General features: G+C 64.3%; 17 protein-coding genes. 3 read left to right on the forward strand and 14 right to left on the reverse strand.

What is annotated here, in order from left to right; translation table 11 throughout:
• Positions 1 to 162 precede the first annotated feature (162 nt).
• From AB4068_RS02130 to AB4068_RS02145, 4 genes are all read right to left on the reverse strand, one after another.
• Positions 163 to 2,217, reverse strand: a complete 2,055-nt coding sequence (locus tag AB4068_RS02130) for an acyltransferase family protein (RefSeq protein ID WP_059387420.1) — start codon at positions 2,215 to 2,217, stop codon at positions 163 to 165.
• 344 nt (positions 2,218 to 2,561) lie between these two features.
• Positions 2,562 to 4,172 (reverse strand): chaperonin GroEL, encoded by a 1,611-nt coding sequence (groL, locus tag AB4068_RS02135; protein ID WP_441432551.1) that lies wholly within the window; start codon positions 4,170 to 4,172, stop codon positions 2,562 to 2,564.
• An 86-nt stretch (positions 4,173 to 4,258) separates the two neighbouring features.
• The gene (groES, locus tag AB4068_RS02140; RefSeq protein ID WP_028265041.1) at positions 4,259 to 4,555 is read right to left on the reverse strand and encodes a co-chaperone GroES; all 297 of its coding nucleotides are present in this window, start codon (positions 4,553 to 4,555) and stop codon (positions 4,259 to 4,261) included.
• Positions 4,556 to 4,779: 224 nt separating this feature from the next.
• Positions 4,780 to 5,190, reverse strand: a complete 411-nt coding sequence (locus AB4068_RS02145; RefSeq protein ID WP_284991330.1) for a hypothetical protein — start codon at positions 5,188 to 5,190, stop codon at positions 4,780 to 4,782.
• Between the two features lie 77 nt (positions 5,191 to 5,267).
• Here AB4068_RS02145 and AB4068_RS02150 point away from each other — a divergent pair, with 77 nt between their 5' ends.
• Positions 5,268 to 6,506, forward strand: a complete 1,239-nt coding sequence (locus AB4068_RS02150) for a class I SAM-dependent methyltransferase (RefSeq protein WP_284991328.1) — start codon at positions 5,268 to 5,270, stop codon at positions 6,504 to 6,506.
• Between the two features lie 23 nt (positions 6,507 to 6,529).
• Here the strand turns inward: AB4068_RS02150 and AB4068_RS02155 are convergent, their stop codons facing one another.
• The 3 genes from AB4068_RS02155 to AB4068_RS02165 form a co-directional block, all read right to left on the reverse strand.
• On the reverse strand, positions 6,530 to 7,348 hold the full coding sequence (locus tag AB4068_RS02155; RefSeq protein WP_441432552.1) for a shikimate 5-dehydrogenase: 819 nt from the start codon (positions 7,346 to 7,348) through the stop codon (positions 6,530 to 6,532).
• A 50-nt stretch (positions 7,349 to 7,398) separates the two neighbouring features.
• Positions 7,399 to 7,521: a type B 50S ribosomal protein L36 gene (gene ykgO, locus AB4068_RS02160; RefSeq protein WP_059387417.1), complete on the reverse strand. Its 123-nt coding sequence runs from the start codon at positions 7,519 to 7,521 to the stop codon at positions 7,399 to 7,401.
• Between the two features lie 66 nt (positions 7,522 to 7,587).
• A complete protein-coding gene (locus AB4068_RS02165) occupies positions 7,588 to 8,748 on the reverse strand; it encodes a GTP-binding protein (RefSeq protein WP_441432553.1) in 1,161 nt (386 codons plus the stop codon).
• Positions 8,749 to 8,925: 177 nt separating this feature from the next.
• Here AB4068_RS02165 and AB4068_RS02170 point away from each other — a divergent pair, with 177 nt between their 5' ends.
• Positions 8,926 to 10,077, forward strand: coding sequence for a glutamate--cysteine ligase (locus tag AB4068_RS02170; RefSeq protein WP_284991323.1), 1,152 nt, complete (start codon positions 8,926 to 8,928; stop codon positions 10,075 to 10,077).
• 34 nt (positions 10,078 to 10,111) lie between these two features.
• Here the strand turns inward: AB4068_RS02170 and tsaD are convergent, their stop codons facing one another.
• From tsaD to AB4068_RS02205, 7 genes are read right to left on the reverse strand one after another with little or no spacing between them, the layout of a single operon-like run.
• A complete protein-coding gene (gene tsaD, locus AB4068_RS02175) occupies positions 10,112 to 11,221 on the reverse strand; it encodes a tRNA (adenosine(37)-N6)-threonylcarbamoyltransferase complex transferase subunit TsaD (RefSeq protein WP_284991322.1) in 1,110 nt (369 codons plus the stop codon).
• Positions 11,218 to 11,658, reverse strand: a complete 441-nt coding sequence (gene rimI, locus AB4068_RS02180; RefSeq protein ID WP_059387414.1) for a ribosomal protein S18-alanine N-acetyltransferase — start codon at positions 11,656 to 11,658, stop codon at positions 11,218 to 11,220. The genes tsaD and rimI overlap by 4 nt, the downstream gene beginning before the upstream one ends.
• Before the next feature lie 44 nt (positions 11,659 to 11,702).
• The gene (gene tsaB, locus AB4068_RS02185; protein ID WP_059387412.1) at positions 11,703 to 12,374 is read right to left on the reverse strand and encodes a tRNA (adenosine(37)-N6)-threonylcarbamoyltransferase complex dimerization subunit type 1 TsaB; all 672 of its coding nucleotides are present in this window, start codon (positions 12,372 to 12,374) and stop codon (positions 11,703 to 11,705) included.
• Complete coding sequence (gene tsaE / locus AB4068_RS02190; protein WP_306959319.1) at positions 12,374 to 12,949, reverse strand: tRNA (adenosine(37)-N6)-threonylcarbamoyltransferase complex ATPase subunit type 1 TsaE; 576 nt, start codon at positions 12,947 to 12,949, stop codon at positions 12,374 to 12,376. Before tsaE ends, tsaB begins: the two co-directional genes overlap by 1 nt.
• Positions 12,950 to 12,975: 26 nt before the next feature.
• A complete protein-coding gene (alr, locus tag AB4068_RS02195) occupies positions 12,976 to 14,181 on the reverse strand; it encodes an alanine racemase (protein ID WP_284991319.1) in 1,206 nt (401 codons plus the stop codon).
• Positions 14,182 to 14,238: 57 nt separating this feature from the next.
• A complete protein-coding gene (locus tag AB4068_RS02200; protein ID WP_284991317.1) occupies positions 14,239 to 15,345 on the reverse strand; it encodes a carbohydrate kinase family protein in 1,107 nt (368 codons plus the stop codon).
• Between the two features lie 40 nt (positions 15,346 to 15,385).
• The gene (locus tag AB4068_RS02205) at positions 15,386 to 15,916 is read right to left on the reverse strand and encodes a GNAT family N-acetyltransferase (protein ID WP_284991314.1); all 531 of its coding nucleotides are present in this window, start codon (positions 15,914 to 15,916) and stop codon (positions 15,386 to 15,388) included.
• A gap of 147 nt (positions 15,917 to 16,063) precedes the next feature.
• On the opposite strand from AB4068_RS02205, the gene mshA reads away from it, so the two are divergent.
• Positions 16,064 to 17,308: a D-inositol-3-phosphate glycosyltransferase gene (gene mshA, locus AB4068_RS02210; RefSeq protein WP_284991313.1), complete on the forward strand. Its 1,245-nt coding sequence runs from the start codon at positions 16,064 to 16,066 to the stop codon at positions 17,306 to 17,308.
• Positions 17,309 to 17,316: the final 8 nt, after the last annotated feature.

Raw genomic sequence — 17,316 nt, forward strand, 5'->3', positions numbered from 1 at the left:
TTGCAGCTGATGACCAGCCCGTCATTACGGGACTGGCCTGTGCAGAAAGGTTCTGAATAAATAGTAGAACCTCGCCGCCGATCCCCATATTCCGCGAGGGCAATGTGAGCAACAGCACCCGGCATCCGCCGCCGAGCCGCTGGACAACCCAACTCTGGCCGCCTAGCTCCACCCGGTCGCGGCCATGAACGCCTTCTCGAAGTATGGGGTCAGGGTCTTCATGTAGGTGGCGGTCACGTGGTTGTCGTCCTTGTAGACAATCACGTTGCCGATCACTGCAGGACAATTCGCATCAGGGCAGAAGTACTTCGAGAGGTCCAGGAATTTCGTGTCGGGCATTGCCGCGGCGACGGCCCCCGTCGGGGAGTCTTCCGAATAGATTTCGGCGCGTTGGGAACCACAGGCAACATACGCGCCGGGGTTCTTCTCAAGGCAAGCGGGAACTGGCTGCGCTGCCCGTGGTGTGTCTCGGAAGGCGACCACTTGGATTCCGGCGTCGTTGAGGGTCTTTACTTCCGTGACCCAGGAAGGATCGAGCCGCTCCGGGACGTTGCTCTGAGCATTGGTGCGCGTACTGGTCGTCACCACAACATCCGGCTTCATCTTCAGGACCTCTGCGAGCGTGGCCTTGTTGAAGTCAACGCATGCCTGCGTAATGTCTGCCGCGGTGTCCTCGCCAAGCGGGCAATATCCCTTCGTGATGGACGTCAGGCTCCAATTGTTCTTTGCGGCCATCGTAAGCAGCGGCGTGTTCAGCACGTGGGCGTGCGAACTGCCTATGACCACCACGGACTTCGTCCCGTTCTTGATCCCGTTGGTGCATCGGTTGACGAACTCCTGCGGGTCGGCGGTCCCTGTGCAGGCGGTCGGGAAAACCGGCCAGTCCCCATCAACGGCAGTCATGCTTGGAACCAAGGGCACCCCTGGATCGGGGGTGTACACGAAGTCCCCGCCCACGGCCGCCGCTCCGGGGTTGCGGGCATCCATGTTTGCAACCAAGGCACGGTTTGTCTGCTCGATCTGCAGGGGCCAACCCGCCAAGGGCAAAATAGCCACGGCCCCTACCGCAACCAGCGAAATCGCGCTTCTGCGCCGGTTGGCCTCGGGCCACTTCCAACCCCGCAACGGCTTCTCGATGAACCTGGTGGTCAGAACAGCCAGGACGAAGGCACCAACAATGATCACTGTGCCGGACAACCAGCCGGCGTGGGTCTTGCCGGACCAAGCCAGATAGATGACCAACATGGGCCAGTGCCAGAGGTAGAGGGCGTACGAATTGTTTCCCATCCGCACGAGCGGCTTGGAACTGAGGATCCGGTCGATTCCGAACCGGCTCTGGGTCTGGCCTGCCGCGAGGATACAGGCTGCGGCCAGCGTTGGCCACAAGGCCAACCACCCGGGGAAGACCCCCTCGACGTCGAGGATGAGCCCGCAGCTGAGCATCGCCAGGATACCGAGCCAGCCTAGGACGATCCTGGCCGACCTGGGTATTTTGACCGAAGGCAGGAAAAGTGCCAGAAGAGTCCCCAGGGCAAACTCCCACAGCCTGGCCGCCGTCGAGAAGTACGCCGCCGATTGGTCCGAAGCGGTGTAGAGGACCGAATACACCAGGGAAACCAGGAAGACTAATCCAAAGATGTAACGCAGAAGGGGAACGTACGCGAGCCTGAACCTCCTCGCCACCCAGCCAGCGCCCACGAAGATGATCGGCCAGACAATGAAGACCTGTCCTTGGATGGACAGCGACCAGAAATGCTGTAGCGGGCTGGCCAGGCTGTGGTCCGCGGCGTAGTAGTTGACTGCCTGCGACTGCAGCAGGAAGTTCTCAACGTAGAAGAGTGAAGCCCAGCCCTGCTTGATGGTATCGACCCAGCGGGTGGCCGGCATGAAGAGAAAAGTGGCGGCCAGCGTTCCAACGATCACCGTCACGGCTGCCGGCAAGAGCCTCCGGAAGTGATGAAGGTAGTGCTTGATCAGTTCCGTCTGCCGCCCGCCGGCATACCGCCGTGTGAACTGCGCCGTCATGAGGAATGCAGAGACCAGGAGGAAAATATCCACACCGCCGGAGACCCGGCCGAACCAGATGTGGTACGTGACAACCATGAGGACGGCAACAGATCGAAGCCCTTGGATCTCAGGACGGAACGTTGACTTGGGGGCCGATTTCTGCGTCTCGCCGCTAGTTCGCCGTAGCGCAATCGGGCGCGTGGTTGTCAAAGTCTTGCCTCCAGGGTGCTACTCAAACCGTCTACCCTACTGATTCGAAATGTTCGTCGTCAATTGAGACCGCGTTCAACCAACTTCCTATGATCCATTAGGACACAAGGGGCTGGGAGCTTCCGGAGCGTTGTCTGGGTCAATCCTCCATGCCGTTTTCCGGGCAACGCGGGGTCACTTACGGCCCATCCGGCAGCACCCAATGGGCCGTAAGTGACCCCGCGTTGCTTTAAAAAGAAAAGGCCCGGCCCCCTCAAGGGGACCGGGCCTTCTTTCACACAGATGGGCCCACACCGCCCGGGCTCCCTGGCCGAAGCGAAGCGAGGCTAGGGAGGCGGTGGGGACTAGTGGCGGTGGCCTGCGTGCTCGTCTTCCTCGGCCGGCTTCTCGACAACCAGGGTCTCGGTGGTGAGAACCAGGGCTGCGATGGACGCAGCATTCTGGAGTGCGGAGCGGGTGACCTTGACGGGGTCGATCACGCCGGCGGCGATCAGGTCCTCGTACACGCCGGACTTCGCGTTGAAGCCGTGGTTGGCTTCCAGCTCGGCAACCTTGGCCACGACGACGTAACCGTCGAAGCCGGCGTTCTGGGCGATCCAGCGAAGGGGCTGGGTCAGGGCACGGCGAACGATGCCCACGGCGGCAGCCGCGTCGCCTTCCAGTGCCTTGACGGCAGAGTCCTCGTCCAGTGCCTTGAGGGCGTGGATGAGGGCGGATCCACCGCCGGAGACGATGCCTTCTTCAAGGGCAGCACGCGTGGAGGACACTGCGTCCTCGATGCGGTGCTTCTTTTCCTTGAGCTCGACCTCGGTGGCTGCGCCGACCTTGATGACGCCGATGCCTCCTGCCAGCTTCGCAAGCCTTTCCTGCAGCTTTTCGCGGTCCCAATCGGAGTCGGTGCGGGTCAGCTCTGCACGGATCTGGGCGACGCGCGCTGCGACGTCCTCAGGCGTACCGGCGCCGTCAACAATGGTGGTGTTGTCCTTGGTGACGGTGATCCGGCGGGCGCTGCCGAGGACCTCGAGGCCAACCTGGTCCAGGGACAGGCCGAGCTCCGGGGAAACAACCTGGGCGCCGGTCAGGGTGGCAATGTCCTGCAGCATGGCCTTGCGGCGGTCGCCGAAGCCCGGAGCCTTGACGGCAACGACGTTCAGGGTGCCACGGATACGGTTCACGATCAGCGTGGACAGTGCCTCGCCGTCGATGTCCTCAGCAATGATAAAGAGGGGCTTGGCAGCCTGCAGGGCCTTCTCGAGGAGCGGCAGGAATTCCTGCAGCGAGGAGATCTTGCCCTGGTTGATGAGGATGAGCGCGTCTTCCAGAACAGCTTCCTGGCGTTCCGCGTCAGTGACGAAGTACGGGGACAGGTAGCCCTTGTCGAACTGCATGCCCTCGGTCAGGACCAGTTCGGTCTGCGTGGTGGAGGACTCTTCGATGGTGATGACGCCATCCTTGCCGACCTTGCCGAAAGCCTCGGCGAGGAGCTCGCCGACCTCATCGCTCTGGGCAGAGATCGCGGCAACGCTGGCAACCTGGGTGCCTTCAACTTCGCGGGCGTTCTCCAGGAGGCGGGCAGCCACGGCCTGGACGGAAACCTCGATGCCGCGCTTGATTTCGCCAGGTGCGGCTCCGGCGGCAACGTTGCGCAGGCCTTCCTTGACGAGTGCCTGTGCCAGCACGGTGGCGGTGGTGGTGCCGTCACCTGCGACGTCGTTGGTCTTGGTGGCGACTTCCTTGGCCAGTTGCGCACCAAGGTTCTCATACGGGTCGTCGAGTTCGACTTCGCGGGCGATCGTCACGCCGTCGTTGGTGATGGTGGGAGCTCCCCACTTCTTGTCCAGAACGACGTTGCGGCCACGCGGGCCAAGGGTGACCTTGACCGTATTGGCGAGCTTGTCAATGCCTGCTTCGAGCGAGCGACGGGCAGCGTCGTTAAACGCAAGCTGCTTTGCCATGGTTGTGTCCTTTCAAGACGGAAAACCCGCACCGCTGATTCGACCGGAAGAAGTCCGACTCGATCTGCGATGCGGGATCCAGGGAATTACTTAACGACGATCGCCAGAACGTCGCGGGCGGACAGAACGAGGTATTCGTTGCCGCCGGTCTTGACTTCAGTTCCGCCGTACTTGGAGTAGATGACGACGTCGCCGACGGTTACGTCGACGGGGACGCGGTTGCCGTTGTCGTCGAAGCGGCCGGGGCCAACTGCGACAACTTCGCCTTCCTGCGGCTTTTCCTGTGCAGTGTCCGGGATGACCAGGCCGGAAGCCGTGGTCTGCTCTGCTTCGAGCGGGCGGACAACAATGCGATCCTCGAGAGGCTTAATGGAGACCGACACTCGGATCTCTCCTTTACGTGAGGTAGTACATGGACTATCAAACCAGGGGTGCCGTGGCGGGCTTACCGTCGTCGCGGTGCCGGTAAGTGCCTGGCGGCATGATTAGCACCCGCCTAGGGAGAGTGCTAATCAAGACTCTATGTAAGCATTAGCACTCGGTCAAGGCGAGTGCCAGAATTCCGTCATGGGTGAACGCCCGAAGCGCCACTTGCGGCTCGAGTAGCTCATTGACCGGCGAGGTCGTCGAAGTCGACGTCCTCGCCGTCGTCATAGTCTTCCTTCGGCGCGTTTCCGCGGTTCAGGTAGAGCACTACGCCGCTGGCGAGCGCGACGACGCCGAACACCACCAGCCCGACGATCGCTGCGATGCGGGCACCGGTGTAGGTGTCACGGATGTCCCGGGCCTCGTCGGTGGCGTCCTGGACGCTCTTTCCGGTCATGGAGTAGGTGGCCGCGTTGAAGGAGTCGAGGAAGAAAATAATGATCAAGAGCGCAATGCAGACAACGGCAATCAAAACACCGACGATGAGTGCGGGGCGGGCGTACTTGGAGAGATTTCCGGCGAAGGGACGTTTATCGGGGGCAAAGGGAGAACCATTGGCGTCGTCAGGCTGGCGTACTGGGTTGTCTTCCATGGCATCAACCCTATCCGCCCGGGTGGTCGCGGTTCCCCCTCGGCACTCTATGACGGGCGAGCATTAGGCTGGTTCCCATGGCTGACACACCCCAGGACCAGATTGCCCCCTTGCTGACAACGGAAGGTTGGGAACTCCTGGCATCCTTGGGACCATACCGCGACGGCGAAGCCTTCGCCCTCAACGCGCGCCTGCGCAAAGACGGCCACTCCCCCGCGCTCGTGGCCGCCGTCCTCACCCAATCCAGGCTCCGCACCCGGGCCGAGGCCAAGTTCGGAGAATTCGCCCGGCAGATGCTCTTCACCCAGGCCGGCCTGGAACAGGCCACCCGCCTCAATGTTGCAGCCAGGCACGCCGAGCGATTCGCCAAGGCAGGCACGCGGCACGTGGCGGACCTGGGCTGCGGGCTCGGAGCGGACTCCATGGCCATGGCCTCCATGGACATCGAGGTCACCGCCGTGGAGCTCGACGAGACCACCGCTGCCTGCGCCACCATCAACCTCATTCCGTTCCCGCACGCGACGGTAGTGCACTCCGACGCAACCTCGGTGCCCCTCGACGGGGTCGACGGCGTGTGGCTCGATCCGGCGCGACGCACGACGTCGTCGTCGGGAACCAAACGGATCTGGGATCCGGAGGCGTTCTCGCCGCCGTTGTCCTTCGTTGAATCATTGGCGGCGACCGGCAAGTCCGTCGGGGTCAAGATGGGCCCGGGCATGCCGCACGAATCGGTACCGGCCGGCTGCGAGGCACAGTGGGTTTCGGTGGGCGGGGACGTCACGGAAGTGACGCTGTGGTTCAACGACGTCGCCCGTCCCGGCATCCGCCGCGCTGCCCTGGTGCTCGGGCCGCAAGGCGCAGCCGAGATCACCAGCGCCGAAGATTTCGACGGCGGTCCGGTGCCCGACGTCGGGCCCGTGGAGGGATACCTGTACGAACCGGACGGGGCGGTGATCCGTGCGGGCCTGGTGGCCGACGTCGCACTCCGATTGGGCGGCCACCTGGTGGACCAGCACATCGCCTATATTTGCGCTCCGGAACTTGTGGAGACCCCGTTCGCCCGCGCCTACAAAGTCCTGGAAGTCATGCCGTTGAACGTCAAGGCCCTCAAAGCCTGGGTGAAGGCGAACGGCGTCGGCGTCCTCGACATCAAGAAACGCGGCACCTCCGTCACCCCGGAGGAGCTGCGGAAGCAGCTGCTCCCGGCAGGAAAAGGCTCGGCAAAAGGCCGCGGCAACAAAACAGCCACCTTGGTCCTCACCAGGATCGGCGAGGAAAAGGTGGCTGTTGTCGTGGAGCCCGTCGCGGCTGCCTGAGCTGGTCTCTGAGCTGTGGCGCCCTATTGGGCGCGCGTGAACTCCTCGGCCGCAGCGACTTGCTCCGGTGTGGGTGTGACGCCGGTGTAGAGCACGAACTGTTCAAGCGCTTGGATGGTGGCCACCTCGGCGCCGGTGATCACGATCTTTCCTGCCGCGCGGCCGGCTTTGATGAGCGGCGTCTCTGCGGGGAGGGCGACGACGTCGAACACTACCTTCGCGGCCGCCACCGCCGCTTCGGGGAAGGACAGGGAGCTGGACTCGGGTCCGCCGGCCATGCCGATCGGTGTCACGTTCACGAGGACGTCCGCCGTGGACTCCCCTACTTCGGCTTGCCAGCCGAAGCCATAGAGCCCCGCGAGGGCTTGCCCGGGTTTTTCATTCCGGGCAACCACGGTAACGCGGGAGAACCCCGCGTCCCGGAAGGCAGCGGCGGTGGCCTTTGCCATGCCGCCGGAACCGCGGAGCAGCACGGACGACGCCGGGTCGATCGCGTTGCGCTCGATCAGCTGCGCGATCGCGGTGTAGTCCGTGTTGTAGGCCGTCAGTACGCCGGCGTCGTTCACGATCGTGTTGACCGAATCGATTGCGGCCGCCGAAGCGTCCATCCGGTCGACGAGGGCGATGACGTCTTCCTTGTACGGCATCGAGACGGCACAGCCGCGGATGCCCAGGCCGCGCACGCCCGCGATCGCGTTCGGGAGGTCGGTGGGAGCGAAGGCCTTGTAGATCCAGTTCAGGCCAAGCTCCTGGTAAAGGAAGTTATGGAAACGCGTTCCGTTGTTGCTGGGCCGGGCAGAGAGAGAAATACAGAGCGTCATGTCTTTATTGAGGATCGGCATAACGGGGCTTCCTTCGCGTAGCGGGTTCTCTGCCCAGCCTAGACGGGGAGCTAGCCTTGGCGCGCCTTGAAGCGCGGATTCAGCTTGTTGATGACAAAGGTGCGGCCGCGCCGGCGGACCACTTGCGCCCCGGGGACCTTCTTGAGGGCACGCAACGAATTCCTGACTTTCATGGGGTTCTCCTTCTCGTGTTTTCGCTTGGTTGATGGGGGCTTTGTTCCGCCTGGGCTGGAGCTCGGCTACAGGGTGGATTCGAGTTCAAAAGGGTCCTCGAGCCCGGCGAAGCCGAGCCTCATCTCGGCTTCGCTCAGCGCGCATGCATCCAGCAGGGACCGGATTTCTGCTGCGTCAACGTCGTCTCCCCTTCCGGTCACGGCAAGCACCGTCCCCCGGTCGCCGAAGCGCGGATGCCAGTCGAGGGCGGCGTCGACGTCGTGGAGTCCGTTTCCGTGCTTCAGGTCTTTGCCGCTGGGGACGCGGCCGATGCCGGCGTCCGCCAGCCACTCGCCCGTACTCTCGAGCCAGACGCGCGGCCCGATTCCCTGCACCGCGATCCGGACTTTGGCGGCCGAGGCAATCCACAAGCGGCCCCGCATCCAGTGGCATCCCCCGGCCAAATTGGGCAGCGCCTCCTGGAAGCGCCTCGGATGAAGGGGTCGCTCCACTTTGTGGAGCACGGTCCGGAAATTCCCCGACTCCTCCTTGAGCGGTACCCTCACGGAACCACGACGGACCCTCGCGAGAGCCTCGGCGCCGTCGTAGCAGCCGGGCCGGAAGTCGTCGCCGCCCGCGGAAATGGCTGCGTGCGGCGCGAGCTGCCCAAGAAGTTCCACGCCGAGGGTCCACGCCTCGCTTGAATCCGGGCGCAATCCGGTGAGCTCTGCCCCAAGACCGGCGTGCACCATGACAGTATCCGCGTGGCTCAATTCCCCGATGAGGAATTCTCCGCTGGTGCGCTCATCCTCGGGCATGGCCGTAAACCCGGATTCATACAGCGTGTGTTTGTCCCAGATATGGTCTTCCAGCCCGGAGGGGTCAATCGCCAACACCGCGTTGTCGATGACGGCGGGCCGCTCCAGGCCGCGCTTGAGTTCGGCTACCGCCATCTCCACGGAGACACCCGGTGGCAGGCCCAGGACGATATGGTCGTGTCCCGACGCGGCGAGGCGTTCCGCCGTCGGGACAACATCGAGACGGACCGTGCAGCTAAGGCAGCCGTGTTCCAATGCGGTTTGAGCCTGCTCCACCAGTTGGCCGTTGCGGAAGATCCTTCGCAAGACAATGGACCCGTCCAGGAGGTCGTGCAGGACAACCACCGAATCTCGATGGGTCCGCCCAAGCCTGGCGGCGGCTGCTTCGCGGCATTGGCTGTCCAGTGAGCTGACAACAGAAAGATGCATGCCAATAATCTTAGATGCAAATCATTCTCATTAGCAAACGGCTTCGATTTCCTGTTTTACCTCGCGGTTCCCATCATGCGGTACCGTACCGCCCCTGCATTAGACTTGAGCCAACCGCTGACGGCCCCACGGCGGGCATTGCTCAGGGCGTTTTTGGCAAATACCGAGGGGACCCACGTGCAGATTGATTTCGCTTCATCCAGGCAGTCGACCCTGGGGGTGGAATGGGAGCTAGCGCTCGTCAACGCACGCACCGGCGAATTGGTCTCGGTGGCGAATGAGGTCCTGCGGGGCGTGGCTTCGCGGCATCCGGATTTGAACGAAGACGACGAGCACCCGCACATCAAGCGGGAACTGCTCCTGAATACCGTGGAACTCGTCACCGGCGTGTGCAACACCGTCAAGGAAGCCAAGGAAGACCTGGCCCGCTCGCTGCGGGCCGTCAGGGAAGTCACCGACCCCATGGGCGTGGAGCTCTTCTGCGCCGGAAGCCATCCATTCAGCCCGCCGCAACTCCAGCCGGTCTCGGACAAAGAACGCTATGCCAAACTGATCGACCGGACCCAATGGTGGGGACGGCAAATGGTCATTTATGGAGTCCACGTCCACGTCGGCCTGGACCGGAGGGACAAGGCGCTCCCCATCCTGGATGGCTTAGTCAACTACTTCCCCCATTTCCAGGCATTGTCTGCTTCGAGCCCGTTCTGGGGCGGCGAAGACACGGGCTATGCGTCACAGCGCGCCCTCATGTTCCAGCAGCTTCCCACGGCCGGATTGCCTTTCCAGTTCCCCAGCTGGGCCGAATACGAGTCCTACGTCCAGGACATGTTCACCACTGGAGTGATCGACACCCTGTCTGAAATCCGCTGGGACATCCGGCCCGTGCCGAACTTGGGCACCATCGAGATGCGCATTTGCGACGGCCTGGCAACCCTCGAGGAGGTCGGCGCCGTTGCAGCCCTGACCCAATGCCTGGTGGACGAGTTCTCCACGATCCTGGACAACGGCGGCAGCATTCCCACCATGCCGCCATGGCATATCCAGGAAAACAAGTGGCGCGCCGCCCGCTACGGCATGGAAGCGATCATCATCCTCGACGCCGAAGGCAACGAGCAGCTCGTCACCGAGCACCTCAAGGAAACGCTGCTGCGCCTGGCGCCTGTCGCGGAAAAGCTGGGTTGCTCGGCGGAACTGGCCGACGTCGAAAAGATCATCGCCCGCGGAGCCGGCTACCAGCGCCAGCGCCGCGTCGCGGCCCAGCACGACGGCGATCTTCACGCGGTTGTCCAGGATCTCGTAGAGCAAATGCGGTCCGTTCCGACCTCCTAGCGTTGCCGGCTAACCTCGAGACGGATTCCCGCGCCTACACCGAAACGGTAGTCACCGGCAGGGAGGAATCCGGAGCGAATGCGACGCCGCTGGGAGCGATTCCCGCCATGATGAGCTGCGAGCCCAAGGCCGCCACCATGGCGCCGTTGTCGGTGCACAGTGGCAGCGGCGGCACATGCAGCGTGATCCCGGCGGAGCTGCAGCGTTGCCCTGTCAGCTCACGGAGCCGGGAGTTGGCGGCGACGCCGCCGCCGAGCAGGAGATCCGTGATGCCGTTCTCCTTGCAGGCCAGCACAGCCTTGGACGTGATGACGTCCACCACCGCTTCCTGGAATGCAGCGGCGATGTCGGCGGTGGGAACCTCCTCACCGCGCGCTTCGAATTGTTCAACGCAGCGCGCGACGGCGGTCTTGAGCCCGCTGAAGGACCAATCGTAGCGATGCGGTCCAGGTTCCTCCGCGGTTCCCATGTACTTGGGTTGCGTCAGGCCGCGCGGGAAGCGGATGGCCTTGGCGTTGCCTTGCTTGGCGAGTTTGTCGATGGCCGGTCCGCCTGGGTAGCCAAGGCCCAGGAGCCTGGCCACTTTGTCATAGGCCTCGCCTGCGGCGTCGTCGATGGTGGAGCCGAGCATCTCGACGTCGTCGGTGATGCTGCGGATGCGCAGGATTTCCGTGTGCCCGCCGGAAACCAGCAACGCACCGAGGTTTTCGGGCAGCCGGCCGCCCGAGAGTCCCCCGGTGCCACCGCCGGCGGCCCCGTCAAGGAGCCCGACGCCGACATGCGCCACCAAGTGGTTGATCGCGTAGAGCGGCTTGCCCGTGGCAACAGAGAGGGCCTTGGCCGCGCAGACACCCACCATGAGCGCGCCGGCCAATCCGGGTCCGGACGTTACGGCGATGGCATCGATATCGTCCAGCGCTACCCCTGCCTCGTGCAAAGCTTCCTGCAGCGTGGGAACAAAAGCGTCCAGGTGGGCACGGGAAGCGATCTCCGGAATGACACCGCCAAAACGGACGTGCTCATCCATCGAAGAGGACACGGTGTTGGTCAGCAGCGTGGTTCCGCGGACAATCCCGACGCCGGTTTCGTCGCAGGAAGACTCGATCCCCAGCACGAGCGGCTGGATAGTGTGGGAGCGGTTCATTCCGGTGTTCCTTCAGTCAGTGTGAGCCTCATGATGAGGGCGTCCGTGCCGTCGCGGTAGTACCGCCGTCGGACGTGGATCTGCTCGAAGCCGAACCGCACGTACAGTGCCTGCGCTCGTGGATTGTCGGCACGGACCTCCAGGAGCACTTCCACAGCGCCACGCCGTCGGGCCTCTTCGATCAGTTCCGTGAGGATGGCCGAGCCGATTCCCCTGCCTTCGAATTCAGGAACGACGGCGATCGTCTGGACGTCCGCGATCGGCTCAATGCACATGAGCCCGGCGTAGGCCACAATCTGGCCGCCGGCTTCGGCCACTACGTAGCGGCGGGTATCAATCTGGGCGAGTTCGTCGAAGAACATCTGCATCGGCCACGCGTCCACCGGGAAGAGCCGGCGCTCCAGGACCTCGACCGCCGTGACGTCGTTGGCGGTCATGTCGCGCAAGGTCACGCCCTCGAGCTTGAACTGATATGAGTGGTTCACAGGGCACGCTTCCTAGGGCCCGGCACTTGGGCGTCGGATTCCCGCAAATACAAGGGCGTGGAATCGGGCAGTTCCGCGCCGGCCAACAGGAGTGCCATGGCGAACTGGCCAAGCGACGCGGCGTCGGGCTGGGTGGCGCTGAATTCCTCGTTCGCGTTGACGACGTCCGCGTAGATGCCGCCGCCGGCACCGAAGACCGGGAGATCGGGCAACTCCGAGGCGAAACCGACGTGCGGACCGTCCACGAGTTGCGGGAGCTGGCCATCGTTGAGCGTGTAGCGCGCCCAGTAGACCTCCTTGCGACGGGCGTCCGTGGCCACGAGGAACTCAGCCTGTGCTTCCGTTGATTCGGCCACTTCCAAAGCGATCGCGTCCAGGCTCATGAGTCCGAATAGCGGCTTGTTCCACGCAAATGCCAACGTGCGGGCGGTTGCAATCCCTGAACGAAGCCCGGTGAATGGTCCGGGGCCAACGCCGGTGACGATGAGGTCGATGTCCGCGCCACCTACTCCGGCGTCGGCCAGGAGTTTCTCAATGCCGGGCGCCAGGACCTCGGCATGGCTGCGGGTGTCCTCGGTGGCGAAGGACTCCACCACGCCTTCCATGGCATCGTCCGAGATGAGTGCCGCACTCGCCACGGCCGAAGTATCAATGGCCAAAATCAGCATCAGGCGTTCTCCTCCAGTATTTCCGGCACTGTGCTCCACCGAGGGCCAAAGCCGCGGAAAACGATGGTGCGCGGTTCGTCGTCGTCCTCCGGGTCGAAGTCCAGCACGACGTCCTGGCCGGCCTCCGGGCGGGTTGCAGCCCCTTCCGCGCCGCCCACCGTCCGGTGCATCTCGACGTCCAGGCGACTATCCGAAAGGTGTTCGACGCGCTCGCGCCCCCACTCGACCACTGTCACGGAGTTGTCCATGGTGTTTTCAAGGTCGATGTCGTCGATTTCCGCGGCGGAGGCAAGCCGGTAAGCATCAACGTGGACCAGATCGGGACCACCCGGCCGCGGCCCGTCCGGCAAGTTCGGGTGGATACGTACCAGGACAAACGTGGGCGAGATGACGCCGGCACGGACGCCCAGTCCTTCGCCGAGTCCCTGGGTGAAGGTAGTCTTGCCGGCACCAAGTTCGCCTGTCAGGACCAGCAGGTCACCGGGCTCAAGGACCCCGGCGAGCGCCGAGCCCAAAGCGTGTGTCTGCTCCGCCGTCGCGACCTTGACCGTGCGTTCCCACAAGGCCTCGCTCAACGGGGTCTTGTCAATCGAGGCCCCGCTCACCGGGCATCCGCCCCCGGGGTCTCATTGATATAGATGCGCGGCACGCGTGGGCTGACACGGGTGACAATCTCATAGTTGTTGGTTCCGGCGGCGGCGGCCCAGTCGTCCGCCGTCGGGCCGCCGTCGGCGCCGTCACCGAACATGACGGCTTCGGCACCCAACCAGCCGGCTTCGTCCGTCACCGCATTCCCAAGGTCGATGACCATCTGGTCCATGGCGATCCGGCCCACCACCGGGTAGTTGACGCCGTTGACCCGTACCGGTCCGCCGGTGGCGACGCGCGGCACGCCGTCGGCGTATCCGAGCGGGATCAGGCCCAAGGCGCTCTCGCTGGACGTCCGGTAGTTGAGTCCGTAGGACACCCCTTGGCCTTCGGGCACGCGCTTGCAGTTGGAAACGAGGGTGCGCACTGTCATGGCGGGGCGCAGGCCAAGTTCCGCGGAGTTTTGTCCTTCGAACGGGGACAGCCCGTAAAGCCCGAGCCCCACGCGGACGAGGTCGAAGTGGGCATCCGGGCGTGAAAGCGTGGCGGGAGTGTTGGCCAGGTGCCGGACTTCGGTGTCCACTCCGGCGTCCTCGGCCACGGCAATCGCCTCCCGGAATGCTGCCAACTGCTCATCGGTCTCGGGACGGTGGGGTTCGTCGGCCACGGCCAAGTGCGAGAAGATGCCCACCACGCGCAGGAGCCCCTCGTCCTGGTACTCCATGGCCTGGCCCACCACTTTGTCCCATTGGGCGATGGTGGAGCCGTTGCGGCCCAAGCCGGTATCAACCTTGAGGTGGATGCGTGCCGGCCGTTCCTGTTCGCGTGCCGCCGCGACCACCGCGTCCAGCTCCCAGCCCGAAATCCCGACGTCGACGCCGGCGGCAACTGCCGCCTGGAAGTTGCTTTGGGTGGTGTGCAACCAGGCCAGCATGGGGGCATCGATTCCAGCAGCGCGAAGCGCCAAAGCCTCCGAAATATGGGCAACGCCAAGCCATCGGGCGCCGGCTTCCAGGGCCGCCCGCGCCACCTGCACCGCGCCGTGCCCATAGGCGTCGGCCTTGACCACGGCCATAACGTTTGCGGGCGAGGCGATAGCCACGAATTGGCGTACGTTGTGCCGGATGGCATCCAAGTCAATGACGGCTGATCGTTCGAGGACCGTTGCCGAACCCGATGTCGTCGAGGGCTCGAAACTGGCAGCTGCTTCGTAAGTCACCCTCACGATTCTAGTGCCGCCATGGCCCGCGGGTTGTCCGGCTTGGTGGGGCCCCGCTCAGGCGTCGGAGTTGTGGGCGATCGTGGCCGTTGCACGACGTTGGGCCCCTGGCGGGACATCCGCCACAATGTCCTCGAGGAAAGCGAACCGTTTGAGCCATTGGCTGGACTGCCGCTCCCTCCGGGCGTTGGCTCGCTGCCACCAATCGGCGATGTCTCCCCAACCGGGCGCAGCCAGCGAGCCGCCCACTTCCTGAACCGCGAGCGACGCGCAAAGATTGGCAAAACGGAGCCGGTCCCCCAAAGGCCACCCGGCCAGGCAGCCCACGACAAACGCCGCACCGAAGCAGTCGCCCGCTCCTGTGGGGTCGTACGCCGTCACGGGAAGGGACGGCACCCATTCCTCCTCACCGGTTTCGGAATCCACGGCCATGGCTCCCTGCGCTCCCAAAGTCACCACAGCCACCGGAACGCGGTCGGCAAGTGTGTAGAGCGCAGACCATGGGTTGTCCTTGCCGGTGAAGGCCATTGCTTCGCGTTGGTTCGGCATGAAGGCGTGGAAATTGCTGAGCTGGTCCAGCCGCTTCGACGACCACGCTCCGGTCGGATCCCATCCGGCGTCGCCGAAGAGTTTGACGCCGGCTTTCCTCGCCGCCAGCATCCATGGCTCCGGCTCCTCGCCCAGATCCGCGACGGCGGCGAGCGCCTTGGGCGGATCGCCGATCAGTTCAGAGGCGCTCATGGGCGGGGGATGTCCGTGGGTGACCATGGAACGATCCTGATCCACGCACAAGGAGACCGTGACCGGGGAATGCCAGCCCTCGAACCGCCTGGACAGGGAAAGGTCCACATGCTCTTGGCTTTCCAGGATCCGCCAGTTGAAGTCCCCGTATCCGTCATCCCCGAAGGCCGCCGCGAGGCTGGTCCGCAGCCCAAGCCGGGCGGCCGCGATGGCTTGGTTGGCCACGCCGCCAGGGCAGGTCCCCATGCCTTGGCTCCACACTTCGGTCCCCGGTTCAGGGCTGCGGTCCAGTCCGGTAAAGATAATGTCCTGGAACACAGTCCCTGTCAGCAGGAGATCGCAGGCTGAATCGGCCGCGTCATCACGCGCTTCCCCCCGGATAGCGGCGAGGGGGTCGAATCCAATCCTGGGCGTTGCGTCCATGCACGGCAGACTACGCCGCGGCCACGATTGTGCAAAGCTCTTAGAGCTCCTGGTACATGACATGCAGCCCGACGTAGCCGAGGTTCGGGTGCTGGAAGGCATCGGGGATGGTCGCCAGGATACGGAAGCCCATGGACTGCCAGAGCCCTACCGCGCGCACGTTGCTCTCGACGACAGCGTTGAACTGCATCGCCTTGAACCCGGAGTCCCGGGCGGCAACCAAGGAATAGGCACAGAGCGCCCGGGCGATTCCCTGCCCGCCGTGATCGGCATGGACCATATAGCCGGCGTTGGCCACGTGGCTTCCGCCACCACCCTGGTTGGCGTGCAGTTCACCGGTACCCAGCACGTCGCCGTCGCGCACTGCCACGAAGGTCAGCCCGGGCGCTTCCTTGAACCACTTGCTCCGTGCGGCTTCTTCGGTGGTGTCGCGGTCCCAGGTGAAGGTCTCCCCCGCCCGGATCACGGGCTCCAGGACGGCCCAGATCCCGGGCCAGTCGCTTGCCCGGGCGGCCCGGATCTCGTAGCCGGCGGCCGCCGGCGTTCCTGCTTTGCTGTTTGAGTGGCTCACGTCCGTTACGGTACCAGCCGTCGCTACCGTGCCGGCCCGTTGGGCCGACTGCAATGCCAGGGAGCTCAGGAGTAGTGTTTTCGCTGGGACGCAGAGATTTTCACTTTGCGGGACTTGTTGAATTTGCATTGGATACAGGAGGTAGCGGTGTCGTTGATCCGTCGCGTGGCCTTCCTGTCACTCCACACGTCCCCCATGGAACAACCGGGTTCGGGCGACGCCGGCGGCATGAACGTGTACGTCCGTGCGCTGGCCATGGCGTTGGCAGATCTTGGTGTGGAGGTAGAGATCTTCACCCGTTCGACGTCCGCCAGCCAGCCCGCCGTCGAACATCCCGGTCCCGGCGTCTGCGTCCATAACGTCCTGGCGGGCCCGCCACGGAAACTGCCCAAGGAGGAACTTCCCGAACTCCTCCACGCCATGGTTGCCGAGGTCGAGCGGATCCGGCAACGGCAACCGCACGGCCGTTACGACGCCATCCATTCCCACTACTGGGTGTCCGGTGTGGCGGGCCTCGAACTCTCCGCATTGTGGAACGTGCCGCTGATCCACACGATGCACACGATGGCGAAGGTCAAGAACCTGGTGCTCGAATCCGGCGAGCGGCCCGAACCGCGCCTGCGTGAAGACGGCGAACAGCGGATTGTGGATGGAGCCACGCGCCTCGTGGCCAACACTCCCGCCGAAGCCCAGGAGCTCGTTTCGCACTACAGCGCCGATTTCGACCACATCGACATCGCTCCCCCCGGTGTTGACCTGACCGTGTTCACTCCCGCGTTCCGGGCCCGGTCCCGCGCCGAGCTTGGCGTGCGACCCGGCAGTTTCCACCTGCTCTTCGCCGGACGCATCCAGCGGCTCAAGGGCCCGCAAGTATTCGTCGAGGCTGCGGGCATCCTCCGCAAGAGGCGGCCGGACATCGACCTCGAACTGACCATCCTGGGCGCCTTGAGCGGCGCCAAGGACTTCAACCTGCAATCCTTCATCACCGCCTCGGGGCTCGACGACGTCGTCACGCACCGCGCGCCGGTCAAGGCGCCCAAGCTGGCGGGCTGGTTCCGATCTGCCGACGTCGTGCTGATGCCCTCCTTCAGCGAGTCGTTCGGGCTGGTAGCCCTTGAAGCACAGGCCTGCGGCACTCCGGTGGTGGCCACCAACGTGGGTGGGCTGACCCGCGCCGTTGCCGACGGCCGGACGGGTATTTTGGTTGACGGCCACGATCCCGCTCGCTGGGCCGACGTCATCGAGGCCCTGTACGACGATCCACGCACCCGCGAAGACATGGGCCGTGCCGCAGCCGTGCACGCGGAGGCCTTCGGCTGGCACCGGACGGCAGCCATCACGCTCGAGAGCTACCACGCAGCCATCGGCGCTGTCCTCGTCCGCCCAAGCTAGACCCCCGC

The organism is Arthrobacter sp. 2RAF22 (genome assembly GCF_052115325.1).
Classification (GTDB): Bacteria; Actinomycetota; Actinomycetes; order Actinomycetales; family Micrococcaceae; genus Arthrobacter.

Bases quoted from the DNA above. Each gene is read 5' to 3' on its own strand.
- groL (WP_441432551.1), bottom strand. From the start codon at position 4,172: ATGGCAAAGCAGCTTGCGTTTAACGACGCTGCCCGTCGCTCGCTCGAA.
- AB4068_RS02145 (WP_284991330.1), bottom strand. From the start codon at position 5,190: ATGGAAGACAACCCAGTACGCCAGCCTGACGACGCCAATGGTTCTCCC.
- AB4068_RS02150 (WP_284991328.1), top strand. From the start codon at position 5,268: ATGGCTGACACACCCCAGGACCAGATTGCCCCCTTGCTGACAACGGAA.
- AB4068_RS02155 (WP_441432552.1), bottom strand. From the start codon at position 7,348: ATGCCGATCCTCAATAAAGACATGACGCTCTGTATTTCTCTCTCTGCC.
- ykgO (WP_059387417.1), bottom strand. From the start codon at position 7,521: ATGAAAGTCAGGAATTCGTTGCGTGCCCTCAAGAAGGTCCCCGGGGCG.
- AB4068_RS02165 (WP_441432553.1), bottom strand. From the start codon at position 8,748: ATGCATCTTTCTGTTGTCAGCTCACTGGACAGCCAATGCCGCGAAGCA.
- tsaD (WP_284991322.1), bottom strand. From the start codon at position 11,221: ATGAACCGCTCCCACACTATCCAGCCGCTCGTGCTGGGGATCGAGTCT.
- rimI (WP_059387414.1), bottom strand. From the start codon at position 11,658: ATGACCGCCAACGACGTCACGGCGGTCGAGGTCCTGGAGCGCCGGCTC.
- tsaB (WP_059387412.1), bottom strand. From the start codon at position 12,374: ATGCTGATTTTGGCCATTGATACTTCGGCCGTGGCGAGTGCGGCACTC.
- AB4068_RS02200 (WP_284991317.1), bottom strand. From the start codon at position 15,345: ATGGACGCAACGCCCAGGATTGGATTCGACCCCCTCGCCGCTATCCGG.